The organism is Klebsiella sp. WOUb02, from assembly GCF_050058015.1.
Taxonomy (GTDB): Bacteria; Pseudomonadota; Gammaproteobacteria; order Enterobacterales; family Enterobacteriaceae; genus Klebsiella.
Window position 1 is genome coordinate 22,428 of the sequence record NZ_CP170104.1, and the last position, 16,540, is coordinate 38,967.

Genomic DNA, 16,540 nt, shown 5'->3' on the forward strand with positions numbered 1-16,540 from the left:
TAAACGAAACGGAGTTATCAGTGACGATAAATACAGATAATACCGCCGGAGTGGTTGTTGCCGGAAAACCGGAAGCTGAAAAAGAACAGCCCCGTTACAGGGTAATAATGGCGTATTCCGACACAAGCAGGCTGGAAGAAATATACGCAGCGCAGAGGCCGTAAAAACGGAAGGCGTTTATTCAGGGTGAGTCTGAAACATAACTGATTTAAAGGTGAATCAATGAAGGAATTAATGCTGTTAATTCCTCTGGGCGGTGCATTGCTGTTAACCGGATGCGCCGGAACAGAGTCGGAATTTGAATGTAATGCCACCACGTCAGATACCTGTATGACGATGGAGCAGGCGAATGAAAAGGCAAAAGCCCTTGAGGAGCGCAGTCATGCAAAGCCGGCTGCGGCCGGGTTGCCACGACTGGCTGACGGCAATTTCAGAACCTCGTCGGCGAACAGTTACCCGTTGCCGCCACAGCCGCATATGACACCAGTACGCAGCACGACGCCGCCGGTGACGGCATCCTCTGGCCGCCTGCTCAGCAACGCGCCGGTCAGCCGTACTCCGGTGGCTGTTTCATCCACCGCACCCGCGCCCGTGTATCAACGGCCGGTGAGCGTCAGCACCTATACATCAACATCGCCTGCCACGCTGCCCGGTGCTTACCCGCGCCCGCTCAGGAAGGGGGAACAGACTGCCTCCCTGTGGATAGCGCCCTATGTGGATGCTGAGGACGTCTATCACCAGCCGGCCACGGTGTTGTTTGTGGTCACCCCCCCGGCGTGGGGGCAGCCCCGCATTAACTAATCAACAGCGCCGTAAATGGCGCTGTGAGGACTGAATTAATACCGGATTTAAAACGAGTGCCCTGTGCGTTGAAAGGGATGGGCGGTAGCGTGTTTTTTACTTTGGAGGATTTCTGTGGATAGCGACAGATTTATCAATGCTGTTTGTTTAATTACAGGCGTGTTAATGGTTTCTTTTTTCATTTACACGCAAAGCCAACCCGACAATGACGATTTAATTAAGGACGGGAGGTATTGGGCCACTGCGTGTTCCCTGAAAGAGGTTGATATCCCCACAGGGATGTTTACCAGTAACATTAATCGACTGGATTGTTCAGGTGTTGTTGTTAATGTCGTGACGGACAGGTACGACATGGCCATATCTGCTTATAACAAATCTAAAAATCAGGAGTGATACAGGACCTGTCAATAATTTAGATTGCGGCAGGATTATCATCATCAACGTACCGACCGGAAAATATTGTCGTTATATCTCCGGGTGGCAATTGTATAAGGCCATATCTTTTTTGATTATTTAAATGCTCATTAAGGAACGCTCACATGCGTAATAACCTGATGGATACCGTCGCTCAGGCCGTAAATTCACTGGTGTCCGCCCTCAGCCTGCCCGATGAATCCGCGAAAGCCAACGACATTCTGGGCAGCATGAATTTCCCGCAGTTCAGCCGCGTGCTGCCTTATCAGGATTATGATTCGGCCACCGGGTTGTTTATTAACACGAAAACCGTGGGGTTTCTGCTGGAAGCCCGTCCTCTGCCGGGCGCGAATGCCGATATCGTGGCGACGCTGGACCATCTGTTGCGGACCAAAATCCCGCGCGGCGTGCCTTTCACCATCAGTCTGGTGTCCAGCAAGCTGGTCGGGGACGATATTGAGTATGGCCTGCGGGAATTCAGCTGGAGCGGGAAACAGGCGGAAAAGTTTAACGCCATCACCCGCGCCTATTATCTGCGGGCGGCCGAAAGCAGCTTCCCGTTGCCGGAGGGGATGGACTTACCCCTGACGCTGCGCAATTACCGTGTCTTCATCTCCTGCTGTGTGCCGCGAAAGAAAAATTCAACAGCGCAGATTGTTGAGCTGGAAAACCAGATAAAAATTATCCGCGCCTCGCTGGGCGGGGCGCATATCCCCACCCGGCTGATGGATGCCGCCGGGCTGGTCGCACTGATTCAGGAGCTGGTGAACCCTGATCCGGGCGAAATGTACCGCCAGCCCTGCAAACTCGACCCGTATCAGGATCTCAATTACCAGTGTGTGGCGGACAGCTTCGACATGAAGGTGACGGCCGGGCATCTGAAAATTGGCCGGACGGGCAAGGAGGGGCAAGAGACGGTGACCCGCGTCACCAGTTACCATCTGGAGCGCGATCCGGAAATCGCTTTTCTGTGGACCAGTGCGGATAACTACGCCAACCTGCTGAACCCTGAGCTGTCCATATCCTGCCCGTTTGTTCTGTCGCTGACGCTGATGGTGGAAGATCAGGTTAAGACCCAGAATGAAGCGAACCTCAAGTACATGGATCTGGAGAAAAAGAGCAAAACCTCCTACGCCAAATATTTTCCGTCTGTGGAGAAAGAGGTGCGCGAGTGGGGTGATATCCGCCAGCGTCTGGCCACCAACCAGTCGTCGCTGGTGTCCTACTTTTTCAACATCACCGCCTACACGGCAGACAGCGCAGAAGCGTCTCTGGCCACCGAGCAGCAAATCCTCAACAGTTACCGTAAAGGCGGGTTTGAGCTGGTTCCGGCCCGGTATCATCATCTGCGCAATTTTCTGGCCATGCTGCCGTTCAAATGCGGGGAAGGGCTGTTCACCGAACTCAAGGCGGCCGGGGTTATCCGGCGGGCCGAGACCTTCAACGTGGCCAACCTTCTGCCGGTGGTGGCCGACAGTCCGCTGGCCCCGGCCGGTCTGCTGGCCCCGACTTACCGCAACCAGCTGGCGTTTATCGACCTGTTCTATGAAGGGATGAACAATACCAACTTCAATATGGCGGTCTGCGGGACGTCCGGGGCGGGTAAAACGGGCCTGATCCAGCCGCTGATCCGCAGCGTGCTCGATGCGGGCGGCTTCGCGTGGGTGTTTGACATGGGAGACGGCTATAAGTCCCTGTGCGAGAACATGGGCGGGGTCTATCTCGACGGCGACAGCCTCAAGTTTAACCCTTTCGCCAACATTCTCGACGATGCCAGTTTTGATTTGTCCGCCGAGCGTATCCGCGACCAGATGTCGGTCATGGCCAGCCCTAACGGCAATCTGGATGAGGTCCACGAAGGTCTGCTGCTGCAGGCGGTGCAGTCCGCGTGGTTAAGTAAACGTAACCACGCCCGCATTGATGATGTGGTGAATTTTCTGCTGAACGCCAGAAACAGCGAGGACTATGCCGACGCGCCGACCATCCGCAGCCGGCTGGATGAGATGATCGTGCTGCTCGACCAGTACACCGCAAAGGGGATTTACGGGGAATACTTCAACTCGGACCAACCCTCGCTGCACGATGACGCCCGCATGGTGGTGCTGGAGCTGGGCGGGCTGGAATCCCGCCCGTCTCTGCTGATTGCCGTGATGTTCTCGCTCATCATTTACATCGAAAACCGCATGTACCAGTCGCCGCGCAGCCTGAAAAAACTGAACGTGATTGATGAAGGCTGGAAACTGCTGGACTTCAAGAATGAAAAGGTCGGGACCTTCATTGAAAAAGGCTACCGCACGGCGCGACGCCATACCGGGGCCTATATCACCATCACCCAGAATATTGTCGACTTTGACTCGCCCACCGCCTCCAGCGCGGCGCGGGCGGCATGGGGCAACTCGTCCTACAAGGGCATCCTCAAGCAGAGCGCCAAAGAGTTTGCCAAATATAACCAGCTGTACCCCGACCAGTTCACGAAGCTGCAGCAGGACATGATCAAGAGTTTTGGTGCTGCTAAAGACCAGTGGTTTTCTTCCTTCATGCTGCAGGTCGAGGCGAACTGCTCATGGCACCGCCTGTTTGTCGACCCTCTCAGCCGGGCGATGTATTCCTCAACCGGGAAGGATTTTGAATTCATCCAGCGGCGCAAGAAAGCGGGGGTGGATATCCATGACGCGGTTTACGAACTGGCCTGCCAGAACTACCCGGCGGAGATGGCGGCACTGGAAGAACGTATCCGGCAGGACACCAACAGGAGAGCAGGCTGATGAACACGACCGTAAACCCCGTCACCACATGGCGCAGCACGCTGGCTGTCGCCGGTTTGGTTATCGCGACCCTTGCCGCCAGTGCGGTTATCACCCGCGTGATGATAGCCAGTGCCGTCCCCCGCGTGGTGGCGTTTGACATGAAAAAAACGCTGGATGCGTTTATGGATGATGTCAGCCGTAAATCGCTGACGCAGGCGCAGTCAAAAGCCCTGTCGGAGCGGTTTAACGGCGCACTGGAGCAGAGTCTCGCGGCGTATCAGCAGGACAATCATGTGGTGATCCTCGTTTCGCCGGCGGTGGTGCAGGGGGCCCCTGATGTGACCCGGAAAATTCAGACGGCGATTGCCCGGCGTATGCAGGAGGGGCAGAAATGAAACGGCTCTGCGGGGGCGTTCTGGCCTGCTGTCTGTTTTGCCCGGCGGTGTCTGCCGCCGATCTGGGTACATGGGGTGACCTGTGGCCGGTTCAGGAGCAGGACATGCTGACGCTCATCACCCGCCGCCTTGAAGCGCTGCAGACCTCGGGAAAATGGGAACAGGAGATGGCGGCGTTCAGGGGGCGGGTGGAAAACCACAGCCAGCGTCCGGCCCCGGTGGCGGGACTGCGCAGGGCGGAGAAGTATGAACAACGCTGGTTTGACCCCAGCATTCGTCTGAGCGAGGACCTGAAAGACCACGAAGGCCGCGTGTTTGCCCGCAAGGGCGAGGTGGTCAATCCCCTCAAAACCGTGCCGTTCATGCAGACCCTGTATTTCATCGACGGCGATGACCCGGATCAGGTGGCGTGGATGAAACGGCAGGTGCCGGACACGGTGCTCAGCAAAATCATTCTGGTGAAAGGCAGCGTGCCGGACACCTCCGCTGCCCTCGACAGCCGGATTTACTTCGACCAGAACGGCGTGCTGTGTGAACGGTTTGGCCTGACCACCATTCCGGCGCGTATCACGCCGGCCCCTTCGGGGGAACGGCTGAATATCGAATATTTTCCCCCACAGTAAGGACGCTGACGTGAAATCTCTGACCCTGTTACTGAGTGCCCTGCTGCTGTGGGGCTACAGCCTGAACGCGGCGGCCGACCCGTCCTGTGAGGGGCGGTTTGTTAACCCGATCACCGATGTCTGCTGGCGCTGTATTTTTCCGCTCTCGCTCGGCAGCATTCAGGTCGGCAAGGGAGATCAGCCCGATACGGCAAATCCGGGCAGCCCGCTGCAGACTCTGTCCGGCCCCGCCGCCGCTGTTCGTCCGACCGGGGCTGGCTATCGGGTACTGGGAGCCGATGGCGATGACCGATGTCAGCCGCTCGCCCGGCTGCATGGTGAATCTCGGCGGCTTCAGTATCAACCTCGGCAAAACCGGGATGGGCACCGCGAAGAAGGACGACAAACAGGTAAACGGGGCCTTCTATCACGTCCACTGGTACAAATATCCGTTAACCTACTGGCTGAACATCATCACCTCGGCGGGGTGCCTTGAGGGCGGTGACATGGATATCGCCTATCTGTCGGAAATCGACCCCACCTGGGTGGACAGCAGCCTGACCACCATTCTGAACCCGGAAGCCATCCTGTTTGCCAACCCGATAGCGCAGGGGGCATGCGCTGCCGATGCCATCGCCAGCGCTTTTCATATGCCGCTGGACGTGCTGTTCTGGTGCGGGGGCAGCCACGGTTCGTTATACCCGTTCAACGGCTGGGTGAGTAACGAGTCCAGTCCGCTGCAGTCCTCGGTGCTGGTCAGTGAGCGCATGGCATTCAAACTGCACCGGCAGGGCCAGATTATGGAGACCATTGGCAAGGACAAAGCGGTCTGCTACGAGTACCCGTCGCCGATTATCCCGAAAGAGCGCTGGCGCTATCAGATGGTGAACATGTATCCGGACAGCGGGCAGTGCCACCCTCTCGGGCGCAGCGTGATGCGCTGGGAAGCCGGGCGCAATCCCCCCAACACCCGGAAAAACTACGGCTATCTGATGTGGCGTAAACGTAACTGTGTCTTCCTGTGAAAAGGAGCCTTTCGTGAAAATAATCAATGCCCTGACGGTCACGCTGTTACTGAGCGTCATCGCTGCCACCGCTGCGGGCAGTGCCGGCAGCCTGACCACGGCCGACCGGGCGTGGCTTAAACAGCAGGAAAACCTGAGTGAGCAGCTGAGGAATAACCCGGACACCGCGCTGCAGCGCGAGCTGGAAGCGGAGATCCGGCGCAATCCGCTGGCCCCGGCAGACCGCAATTATATTGAGGGGCTGGCCGACCAGCAGCGCCGGTCGGCACAGGGAAAACCGGCAGAAGGGGCGCTCTATTTTGTCTCGTTCTCGATACCGGAGGAGGGGCTGAAACGCATGCTGCACGAAACCCGGCAGTACGGTATCCCGGCCACGCTGCGCGGGCTGGTCAACAATGACATGAAGGCCACCACCGATGCGGTGATGAAGCTGGTCAGGGACGGGGTGACGGAGGGCGTGCAAATCGACCCGACGCTTTATGCGCAGTACAACATCCGCAGCGTGCCGGCGCTGGTCGTCCGCTGCCCGTCCGGGTTTGACGTGGTCCACGGTAACCTGCGGGTCCGTCAGGCGCTGGAGAAGGTGGCGGAAAAAGGGGACTGCGCGGACACCGCCCGACAACTGCTGAGAGGCCGGCCATGACACGACTTATCCCGACGCTGGTCCTGCTGGCCGCCGTGCCGGGCGCATTTATCAGCTTAACGGAGCCTGTCCGGGCGGACAGCGGTACGGACTACCGGGCCGGCGCTGATTTCGCAAAACAGGTGCAGGGCGGGGGCATTGACGCGCTGAAAAACTTTAACGGGGAGCAGGATCTTCCCGGCTATACCGCCAGCCCGGAGCAGAAGAAATATTACGGGGGCGTCACCGCCAGCGGCGACAGCAGCATGAAAAGCGACTCCGCCACGGAGTTTTCTCAGAATGAGGCGGGCAAAAGCATTACCGAATCGTTCAGCAACCGCCCGCCGGACACGCTGTCCGCCGACACCCCCTTTATTCAGGCGGCAAAGGAGACCGAGTCTCAGGCCGATAAGCTGGTCGGCAACACCGGTCAGGCCTGTACCGCACAGGTGGTGAACCGCAGTCAGTTCAGTAACCACACCTGTGAGCGCGACCTGAAGGTGGAAAACTTCTGCACCCGCGAGGCGACGCTGAAGGATAACGCCTCCACCCGGAAAGTGAACCGCACCTATCAGCAGTCTGTGGCGCTCAACGTCAGCGGCGGTGATCCGCGCTGGACCGGTTCGCTGACGATACCCACGACCGGACGCCTGTTGCGGGTGTCTGTGGACGGGGAACCGCTGACGATCCCGTTTATTGATCAGTGCGACAGAGAGGGAAATGTCACCCGCGAATGTAAAGGGGCGGTGAGCGAAACCCTCTCCCTGCTGGACCGGACGTTTCCTGTCACCGTGATGACATGGCCCCGTTCGGATTCGATATGCTCCGGCGGGCAGAACACGCACTGTACGAAATACCGTTATGACGGCACCGGCAAAATCCATGAGACCTTTACACCGGACAGGGACGTCTCTGCCGGGCAGGTCTTCCCGGTGGTGAAAACCTCAAAGACCCGGCCGGCATTAAAAACCAGCGGGATTCTGGTGACCATCACGCTGGTGATGGAAGAAACCGAAACCGTGTACGCCCCGGAGGTGGTCTGGGTCGAAAGCTGCCCGTTCAGTCAGGACGAAGGGACAAAAACGGGCACCGAATGCATCAGCCCGGGCGGAACGAAAACCCTCAATCTCGGCGGTCAGGAATACTCCTTTAACGAGGCGTGCTGGAAATACAAGGATACGTGGCTGACGCAGCCGGCTGATAACGGCTCCTGCGAAAGCCTGATGAACAACAAGGCCTGCACGCTGTCGTCGCGACACTGTGCCTTCAGCGCAGAAGGCGGAACCTGCCTGCATGAGTACGCCACCTACTCCTGTGAAACCCGCACCACCGGCAAGCAGATGATTTGCAGCGGGGAGGTGTTCTGCCTCGACGGGGAGTGCGATAAAGCGGCCACCGGGAAGAACAATGATTTTGGTCAGGCGGTCTCTGAGCTGGCGGCGCTGGCGGCTGCCGGGAAAGACGTCGCCGCCCTCAACGGCGTGGATGTAAAAGCGTTCACCGGGAAAGCAAAATTCTGCAAAAAATTTGCCGCCGGATTCAGCAACTGCTGCAAGGACAGCGGCTGGGGGCAGGATGTGGGGCTGGCGCGGTGCAGCAGTGAGGAGAAGGCGCTGTCGAAAGCTAAAACCAAAAAGCTGACCGTCAGCGTCGGGGAATTCTGTTCGAAAAAGGTGCTGGGTATCTGTCTGGAGAAAAAACGCAGCTACTGCCAGTTTGACTCTAAACTCGCGCAGATTGTGCAGCAGCAGGGGCGCAACGGCCAGCTGCGTATCAGTTTCGGCGGGGCCAGCAGTCCGGACTGTCGCGGCGTCACCGTGGAGGAGCTGCAGCGGATAAATTTCGACCAGCTGGACTTCACAAACTTCATGGAAGATTTAATCAATAATCAGAAAATCCCCGACAACAGTGAACTGACGGACAGAACGAAGCTGCGGATCAAGGAACTGCTGACAAAACAGACTGCGCAATAAGGAGGATGAGATGGGTGATGAAAAGGCGTACCGCTTAACCGTAACAGCAGTCTCGGCGTTTGTCGTGCTGATGGCTGCCCTGATGTGTTACGGGCTGTATAAGGACCATCGTGAAGTCCGGTTCGGTACCGCTAACCGCGAGCACGGTATCCGGTGCGATAAAGTGTCAGGCGCGGCGTGGATTAATGAAAATAACACCCGGCATGACCTGCAGACCCGCGACTATCGGGTGATATGCCGGGGAGACCACTTTGCCGGGAAGCCGCATAACAGCGACAGCCTTATCCCTCTGGACAGCGCGGAAATCTACCGGACCCTGCCTCACTGACCGCGCCATACATATCTGAAGAAAGGTAGACACCATGCGAACAATACATGCCGCCATGCTGGCGGGGTGCCTTTTCTGCGCCCTGATGCCGGCCTTCGCCAAAGATGCCGGCTGGCAGTGGTACAACGAAAAACTGAAGCCCCGGGAAGAAGATAAACCGCCCGCATCAGCGGCCCCACCGCCGCCAGTGGATATTCTGGAGAAACAGGCGGCCCTGCAGATGGCAACAAAGAAAGCGTTGGCGGAAGCCATTATGTATCCCTCCGTACCGGCCTTTGTGAAGTATTTCCGGCTGCAGAACTACTGGACGCAGCAGGCGGGGCTGTTTTCGATGAGCGCGAAGAAAGCGATGCTGGAACATCCCGAGCTGGACTACAACCTGCAGTACAGCCACTACAACGGCACGGTGAAAAATCAGCTGGCCGCCGATTATGCCGAACAACGCAAAGCCATCACCGCGCTGACGCAGCACTACGGGGTGATGTTCTTCTACCGGGGCCGCGAACCGACTGACGGTCAGCTGGTTCAGGTGGTGAAAAACTTTCGTGAGACATGGGGGCTGAGCGTTATCGCGGTCTCCGTCGACGGCGTGATTAACCCGCTGCTGCCCGACAGTCGTGTGGATCAGGGGCAGGCGCAGCGGCTGGGGGTGAAATATTTCCCGGCCATGATGCTGGTCGACCCGAAAAGCGGACAGGTGAAGCCCCTCAGTTACGGCTTTATCAGTCAGGACGACCTCGCAAAACAGTTCCTCTACGTATCGGGTGATTTCAGACCCAACTTTTAAGGAGTGCAGCGTGCGCAAAATGCGTTTTCCCGAGCTGGATATCACCGGCATGTGGGTGGTGGCGGTGGGGGTGTTTTTTCACCTTATCGCCAGACTGGTGCGTAAACAGCCGGATATGGCGGTTCAGGCCGGCGAAATTCTGGGATTAGGGATGGTGATTTATGGCGGATACAAAATCCTCAACGCCCTGATTGCCGAAGCCGATAAACAGGAGAAAGCCCGTGAGAAAACCTCTGATGAAGAGCATTAAGACCCGGAGCTTTATCGCAGCCGCGTGGATAGCGGTGGCTCCGGCGGCATACAGCGGCACGCTCGATGAGGTGAAATCGCTGTACAACCCGCAGGGCATCACCGGCACCGCGCCCGACACGGCGAAAACCCTGTCTCATCCGGCGAAACCGGTGGTGCCGGCGCGCTGGCTGCGGCTCAGCAACGGCCGGCAGGTGGATCTGAATGACTGGAAAGTGGTGCTGTTCATGCAGGGGCACTGCCCCTACTGCCAGAAGTTTGACCCGGTGCTGAAACAGCTGGCCGCGCAGCATGGCTTTTCGGTGTTCTCCTACACCATAGACGGGCAGGGCGATGAGGCATTCCCGCAGGCGCTGCCGGTGCCGCCCGATGTGATGCAGACCTTTTTCCCGAATATCCCGGTGGCCACGCCCACCACGTTTCTGGTCAACGTCAACACGCTCGCGGCCTACCCGCTCCTTCAGGGGGCAACGGATGCACAGGGCTTTATGGCAAGAATGGATACCGTTCTGCAGATGACAGGAACGCCGGACGCATATGATGGAGAAACATTAAAATGAACACGACTCGTCAGCCATATTCAGCACACTACGTCACTACAAAGCGGCAGTTACACAAAAAGAAACAACGCGTGCAGGAAAAGTCAGATTTCTGTTTTTACGGTTTCATGATTTCCGGGGCTACCGGTCTGTTTTTGTGGTGGGGAGCGCATGCGTTTTTCGGTGTGTTTACTGAAACCTTCACACCGGAGCAGATGGCAGGGGAGGCTAAGAACGTCATCAGTCTGTGGAATGTCCTGATGTATTTTGTGCCCGGTATCTTCTGGGCACTCTCCGCCGGGTGTGCTGTCACGGGCATTTATTCTTTCGTTATCACAGAGCTTATTTATCAGGGTGAACTGTGGCTTATCCGGCGGAAAAAATACCTGCCCGGCGACCCCGGAACGGTTGCCGGTGATAAAGGAGAGGCGGATGCGTAATCTGAAACCTTTCACGCTGATGTGTGGCCTGTTGCTCGGCGCGTCCTTCACGGCCGCCGCCGATGTGAATAATGACATGAACAACTTCTTCAACAAGCTGGGGTTTGCGTCCAATACCAGCCAGCCGCAGGTCTGGCAGGGGCAGGCGGCCGGTTATGCCTCCGGGGGATCGCTGTACGCCAGAACGCAGGTCAAAACCATCCAGCTGGTCAGCATGACCCTGCCGGACATTAACGCCGGCTGCGGCGGTATCGACGCCTATCTGGGCTCGTTCAGCTTCATCAACAGCGAGCAGCTGCAGCGGTTCGCCAAGCAAATCATGGCCAATTCCGCCGGGTATTTTTTTGACCTTGCGCTGCAGACGACCGTCCCGGAAATCAAAACCGCGAAAGACTTTCTGCAGAAGATGGCCAGCGACATTAACAGCATGAACCTCAGCAGACTGTCAGGCCGCGCAGGGCATTGTCGGCGGTCTGTTCCCCCGGACACAGGTGGCACAGCAGAAGGTCTGTCAGGACATCGCCGGCGAGAGCAATATCTTCTCAGACTGGGCGGCGTCACGGCAGGGCTGCTCGGTGGGCGGGCAGATGAACAAGGTGCAGGATAAGGCCGGTGAGAAGGACAAAGAGCGGGTGATGAAAAACATCAACGTGATGTGGAGTGCGCTGTCCAAAAACCGGCTGTTTGACGGCAACAAAGAGCTGAAAGAATTTGTGATGACGCTGACCGGGACGCTGATATTCGGAGAAAACAGTGAAATCACGCCCCTGCCGGCACGCACCACCGACCAGGATCTGATTAAGGCCATGATGGAGGGCGGAACCGCGAAAATCTACCACTGCAATGACGCCGACAAGTGCCTCAAGGTGGTGGCCGATGCCAGTGTGACCATCGCTAAGGATAAGGCCCTGAAAAACCAGATTTCCGCGCTGCTCTCCAGTATCCAGAACAAGGCCGTGGCCGATGAGAAGCTGACGGAGAAGGAAAAGGGGTTTATTTCCAGCACCACCATTCCGGTTTTCAAATATCTGGTCGACCCGCAGATGCTCGGCGTGTCGAACTCCCTGCTGTACCAGCTGACGGACTACATCGGGTACGACATTCTGCTGCAGTACATTCAGGAGCTTATTCAGCAGGCGCGGGCGATGGTGGCTACCGGTAACTACCCGCAGTCCACGATGGACATGATCCTGCACAATCTGGATCAGGCGAGCCTGCAGATTGCGAACTTTCAGGCCCGGGTGCAGGTACAGCAGGATGCGCTGCTTGTGGTCGACCGCCAGATGAGTTACATGCGCCAGCAGGTGTCTGCCCGCATGATGACCCGCTACCAGAACAACTATCACTTCGGAGGCAGTCTCTGATGCTTGAAATTTACACCATTGCAGGGGGGGACTGGTTCAGGGGGAACCTGAATGCCATTGCGGCGTTTATGAATACCGGGACATGGTCTTCCATCGAAAAAATGTGCATCGCCTTCTCGGTGCTGATTGTCGCCGGCAGCTGGATTAAAAAACACAGCGTGATGGACCTGATCGGCTGGGCGTTCTCCCTGACGCTGGTCTCGATGCTGGTACTCATCCGCACGAACGTGCAGATCATTGATTACAGCAACGTGGCGCAGGTCTACAAGGTCGATAATGTGCCGATCGGACTGGCTATCCCTGCGTCCCTGACCACCCGGGTAGGGAACGCGCTGGTGCAGAGTTATGAGATGATTTTCTCCCTCCCGGACAGCGTGACCTACAGCAAGACGGGAATGCTGTTTGGCGGAAATCTGGTGGCCAAAAGCACCGATTTTTTATCGCAGAACCCGGAAATTACCACCCTGTTTTCTGACTACGTGCAGAACTGCGTGATGGGCGACATCTTCCTCAATCACAAGTACTCCTTTGAGGAACTGATGAACTCTGCCGACCCCTACACGCTGATTTTTTCCAGCCCCAGCCCGTTGCGGGGGGTGTTCGATAAAAACAACCAGTTCAGAACCTGTGAAGAGGCGTCGCGTGACCTGAAATCGGCGCTGGCGCTGGATTCGCAGACCGGCGGAAAAACATGGCGCTACTACGTTCGGCAGTTGTTTGGCGGCAAACCGAACCCGGATCTGCTGTTCAGCCAGATGATTGGGGACAGCTACAACTTTTTCTACAGTTCAGGGCAGAGTGCCGGGCAGATTATCCGCCAGAACGTCACCATGAATGCCCTGCGCAACGGTATTCAGAGTTATGCTTCGCGCAGCGGGGACACCGCCAGTCTGATGAATATCGCCAACACCTCATCACTGGAAAAACAGCGGCTGGCACAGGCGACAATGGGCCATCAGGCGTTGCGGTCGTTACCGATGATGCAGACGGTAATTATGGGCATCATGATTGGTCTTTTTCCGGTCATTGTGATGACGGCGATGTTTAATATGATGACCCTGCAGGTGCTTAAGGGCTACCTGTTCGCCCTTATCTGGCTGCAGTCGTGGCCGCTGCTGTACGCCATCCTCAACAGCGCGATGGCCTACTACGCGAAGGTTAACGGTGTGCCGGTGGTATTGTCGGAGCTATCGCAGGTGCAGCTGAAGAACTCGGATATCGCGACCACCGCAGGCTACATTTCGATGATGATCCCGCCACTGAGCTGGGCGATGATAAAGAGTATGGGAGCCGGGTTTTCCAGCGCTTACAGTCATTTTGCCTCGTCTGGCCTCAGTTCGACATCGCAGGCGTCTTCCAGCGTGGTGGACGGAAACTATTCATTTGCCAATATGCAGACGGACAATGTCAGCGGCAACAGCTGGAGTACGAACAGCACGACCAGCTTCGGGCAGATGACCCGGCAGCTGGGTAATGGCGCAACCACGACACAGACCCGCGACGGTTCGACGGTCTATGACACCAGTGGTGCCATGTCGAAACTGCCGGTGGATATCAACGTGGGACGTCAGATAGCGAGCGCGCAGCAGCAGATGGCGCGTGAGTCGCAGGTGCAGGCAGAAAGCGCCCTGCATGGTTATAACAGCAGCGTGACGAGCGCGTGGAACAGCCTGAAGCAGTTTGGCACCAACATGGGCACCAGTTCGTCGATGACCACAGGGGCTGATAACACGCAGTCTTCACAGGATTCGATGGCCAGAAGTAAAATGTGGAATGCGGTTGTGTCGAATGCGAAAGCCAATAATATCAGCAATGAAGAGTCATTCCAGCAGTTGATGGATGACTCAGCTAAAAGCAGTCAATCTCTTGATGTACACGCATCAGCTAAATGGAGCTCCGGGGATCAGCTGTTTGGTAAGTTGGGTAAGTGGGGAACTGGATTGTCTGCTGAGGGCGGAGGGAAAGGCAGTGCTGGCTGGACTCACAGTTCAGGAGATACTGACAGTGTCGGTTCTTCTGGTCGTGAGTCACATGAAAGCCGCCATGATAACAGCAGTCAGGCCGCGAGAGATTTCAAAGAGGGTTCCGATTACTTTACCAGCAGCAAAACCAGCACGTCAGGCAACACGACTGATAACAATGCCAGCTCACGGGTGGATCAATTTGCAGCCTCACTTTCCAGCGCGAAAAACAGCTATGACCAGTACACTACCAGTCAGACGCGCAGCCATGAGTACAGCGAAATGGCATCCCGTACAGAAAGCATGAGCGGTCAGATGAGTGAAAATCTGACGCAACAGTTTGCTAACTTCGTTCAGCAACGAGCACCCCAAAATGCCGAAGCGATTCTGACCGACACAGGTTCACCGGAGGTGGCTGCGCAGCGTGAAGCCCTGGCGCGCGAATTTGTGAAAGCGCAGGTGGAACCGAGAGTGAATGGAGCCTATCAGGAAGCACGGGACAATGTTGGCCAGAGTATACCTGATGTTTCCGGTGCGGAAGGCCGGGGCGCTGTCACGAAGGATTATGACTCAAACAGCGGCAAAATTGAAACGATGACCCACGAGGCCGGAATTACGGGTGATGTGAAAAATAAAGTTGATGATATGATTTCTCAGGGTGATAAAACGCATCAGCAAAGTCAGAAAGAAATCGTGGGACAAGGTCAGGATATTAAACAACAGCATTCCGATCTGGAAAGTCATCATAAAAAAGAAGGAAATAACTTTGAAAGGGTATATAATGAAAGGCACGATAAAGTTAAATCATTGCCGGGCGCTGATTCTCCGGTGGAATTAGCGGAGAAAGCGAGTAAAATACAAAAAGATTTTCAGGATGGGAAAAGGTGAAGGTGATGATAACAAAAAAAATCATCATAGATGAGATAGAAGAACTGAAGTCTTTACTCTCACGCGGAGAGGCTGAGGTGCCGTCTTTCTGGTCGTGTCTGTGGCCTGGGTTGATAATACTTTGCTGGAACGTTATTTGTGCGATAATTAGTGTTGATCATAATTATATTGCAGGTAGATATATATTTTGGGTGGTAGTGTTCCCGGGTGCTGTGGGTCTGATTGTTCTACTCGGAGTCGCCAGTGCTCGTTCTTTGTTTTTGTCAGTGCCAAAATCCTTTAGAATACATTCTGTTATGTATGGATTTTTCTCTAAAAAAATTGCAACTTATGCCCTTGTGTATATGACGGTAATCATTCTGCTTGCTATCTATAATAGAGTCTTTTATGACTCTCCATTTCCTTTTGGATTTATGGTTCTTTTTATGACAATTTTATTCGGGATTGTAATGAATCTGGATGTTAGCAGGTATCAGTTATCCGCACTAACAACGTTAATTGAATCGTTTAAGTCTGGTAGTAAGTCTGACTGACAGTTGTGTGTTCAGAATTTCTGGTTTTTTTATTCTTTTAATTACTTTTATATTAATGAGTTTGTGTAGTGTAATTTGTGAATTCCGTTAAGAGGATCACATTTTTATTTCATTGATTATGTCCAAAAGGAAAAAGGATGAATTTTAATAAAACTCTGCCCGTACTGGTTATCAGTTCCGCGCTGGTGCTTTCCGGTTGTAATGCGATGGGGACCGCCATTAAAAAACGTAATCTGGATGTTAAAACCCAGATGAGCGAAACCATCTGGCTGGAACCTTCAAATAACCGCACGGTGTATCTACAGATTAAAAATACCTCTGATAAAGACATGAGCGGCCTGCAGGGCAAAATTGCCAGCGCCGTCACTGCAAAAGGCTATCAGGTCGTCACCAGCCCGGACACGGCAGGATACTGGATTCAGGCTAACGTGCTGAAAGCCGATAAAATGGACCTGCGTGAAGCCCAGAGCTGGCTGGGACGCGGCTATGAAGGCGCAGTGGCAGGTGCCGCGCTTGGCGCGGGTATCACCGCCTATAACTCCGGTTCGGCAGGCGCGACGCTGGGCGTGGGACTCGCGTCCGGGCTGATCGGCATGGCGGCCGATGCGATGGTGGAGGATATCAACTACACCATGATCACCGATGTCCAGATCGCCGAGAGAACCACCGCCACGGTGACCACAGATAATGAGGCCGTGTTGCGTCAGGGCACGTCCGGTAAAAAAGTCCAGACCAGCACACAGACCGGTAATCAGCACAAATACCAGACGCGCATCGTCTCGAATGCCAACAAGGTTAACCTGAAATTCCCGGAAGCCCAGCCGGTGCTGGAAGACCAGCTGGCAAAATCCATTTCTAATATCCTGTAAAAC

The 16,540-nt window shown here is 55.6% G+C and carries 15 protein-coding genes and 2 pseudogenes; all 17 read left to right on the top strand.

Going from position 1 to position 16,540, the window contains the following annotated elements; translation table 11 throughout:
* Window positions 1-222 precede the first annotated feature (222 nt).
* The 17 genes and pseudogenes from traV to traT all read left to right on the top strand — a co-directional run bounded on the left by traV (window position 223) and on the right by traT (window position 16,537).
* A complete protein-coding gene (gene traV, locus ABOC21_RS00315; protein ID WP_426811818.1) occupies window positions 223-801 on the top strand; it encodes a type IV conjugative transfer system lipoprotein TraV in 579 nt (192 codons plus the stop codon).
* 114 nt (window positions 802-915) lie between these two features.
* On the top strand, window positions 916-1,194 hold the full coding sequence (locus ABOC21_RS00320) for a hypothetical protein (RefSeq protein ID WP_426811819.1): 279 nt from the start codon (window positions 916-918) through the stop codon (window positions 1,192-1,194).
* A gap of 146 nt (window positions 1,195-1,340) precedes the next feature.
* A complete protein-coding gene (gene traC / locus ABOC21_RS00325; RefSeq protein WP_426811820.1) occupies window positions 1,341-3,980 on the top strand; it encodes a type IV secretion system protein TraC in 2,640 nt (879 codons plus the stop codon).
* A complete protein-coding gene (gene trbI / locus ABOC21_RS00330) occupies window positions 3,977-4,357 on the top strand; it encodes a type-F conjugative transfer system protein TrbI (RefSeq protein ID WP_426811829.1) in 381 nt (126 codons plus the stop codon). Before traC ends, trbI begins: the two co-directional genes overlap by 4 nt.
* Entirely contained in the window at window positions 4,354-4,980 is a 627-nt protein-coding gene (traW, locus tag ABOC21_RS00335) for a type-F conjugative transfer system protein TraW (protein ID WP_426811821.1), read from the top strand. Before trbI ends, traW begins: the two co-directional genes overlap by 4 nt.
* Before the next feature lie 19 nt (window positions 4,981-4,999).
* Window positions 5,000-5,984: pseudogene (gene traU, locus ABOC21_RS00340) on the top strand (conjugal transfer pilus assembly protein TraU).
* A gap of 13 nt (window positions 5,985-5,997) precedes the next feature.
* Window positions 5,998-6,627, top strand: a complete 630-nt coding sequence (gene trbC, locus ABOC21_RS00345) for a type-F conjugative transfer system pilin assembly protein TrbC (protein ID WP_426811822.1) — start codon at window positions 5,998-6,000, stop codon at window positions 6,625-6,627.
* The gene (gene traN, locus ABOC21_RS00350; protein ID WP_426811823.1) at window positions 6,624-8,579 is read left to right on the top strand and encodes a type-F conjugative transfer system mating-pair stabilization protein TraN; all 1,956 of its coding nucleotides are present in this window, start codon (window positions 6,624-6,626) and stop codon (window positions 8,577-8,579) included. The genes trbC and traN overlap by 4 nt, the downstream gene beginning before the upstream one ends.
* 10 nt (window positions 8,580-8,589) lie before the next feature.
* Entirely contained in the window at window positions 8,590-8,907 is a 318-nt protein-coding gene (locus ABOC21_RS00355) for a hypothetical protein (protein ID WP_426811824.1), read from the top strand.
* A gap of 34 nt (window positions 8,908-8,941) precedes the next feature.
* Entirely contained in the window at window positions 8,942-9,694 is a 753-nt protein-coding gene (traF, locus tag ABOC21_RS00360) for a type-F conjugative transfer system pilin assembly protein TraF (RefSeq protein ID WP_426811825.1), read from the top strand.
* Window positions 9,695-9,704: 10 nt separating this feature from the next.
* Window positions 9,705-9,944, top strand: coding sequence for a type-F conjugative transfer system pilin chaperone TraQ (traQ, locus tag ABOC21_RS00365; protein WP_426811826.1), 240 nt, complete (start codon window positions 9,705-9,707; stop codon window positions 9,942-9,944).
* Window positions 9,931-10,503 (top strand): type-F conjugative transfer system pilin assembly thiol-disulfide isomerase TrbB, encoded by a 573-nt coding sequence (gene trbB / locus ABOC21_RS00370; RefSeq protein WP_426811830.1) that lies wholly within the window; start codon window positions 9,931-9,933, stop codon window positions 10,501-10,503. Before traQ ends, trbB begins: the two co-directional genes overlap by 14 nt.
* Window positions 10,500-10,922: a hypothetical protein gene (locus tag ABOC21_RS00375; protein ID WP_426811827.1), complete on the top strand. Its 423-nt coding sequence runs from the start codon at window positions 10,500-10,502 to the stop codon at window positions 10,920-10,922. The genes trbB and ABOC21_RS00375 overlap by 4 nt, the downstream gene beginning before the upstream one ends.
* Window positions 10,915-12,286: pseudogene (gene traH / locus ABOC21_RS00380) on the top strand (conjugal transfer pilus assembly protein TraH). The gene ABOC21_RS00375 and the pseudogene traH overlap by 8 nt, the downstream one beginning before the upstream one ends.
* The gene (gene traG, locus ABOC21_RS00385) at window positions 12,286-15,135 is read left to right on the top strand and encodes a conjugal transfer mating-pair stabilization protein TraG (RefSeq protein WP_426811828.1); all 2,850 of its coding nucleotides are present in this window, start codon (window positions 12,286-12,288) and stop codon (window positions 15,133-15,135) included. The pseudogene traH and the gene traG overlap by 1 nt, the downstream one beginning before the upstream one ends.
* Window positions 15,136-15,140: 5 nt before the next feature.
* Window positions 15,141-15,668, top strand: coding sequence for a conjugal transfer protein TraS (locus ABOC21_RS00390; RefSeq protein ID WP_426811767.1), 528 nt, complete (start codon window positions 15,141-15,143; stop codon window positions 15,666-15,668).
* A gap of 137 nt (window positions 15,669-15,805) precedes the next feature.
* Entirely contained in the window at window positions 15,806-16,537 is a 732-nt protein-coding gene (gene traT, locus ABOC21_RS00395; RefSeq protein ID WP_426811768.1) for a conjugal transfer complement resistance protein TraT, read from the top strand.
* Window positions 16,538-16,540 lie beyond the last annotated feature (3 nt).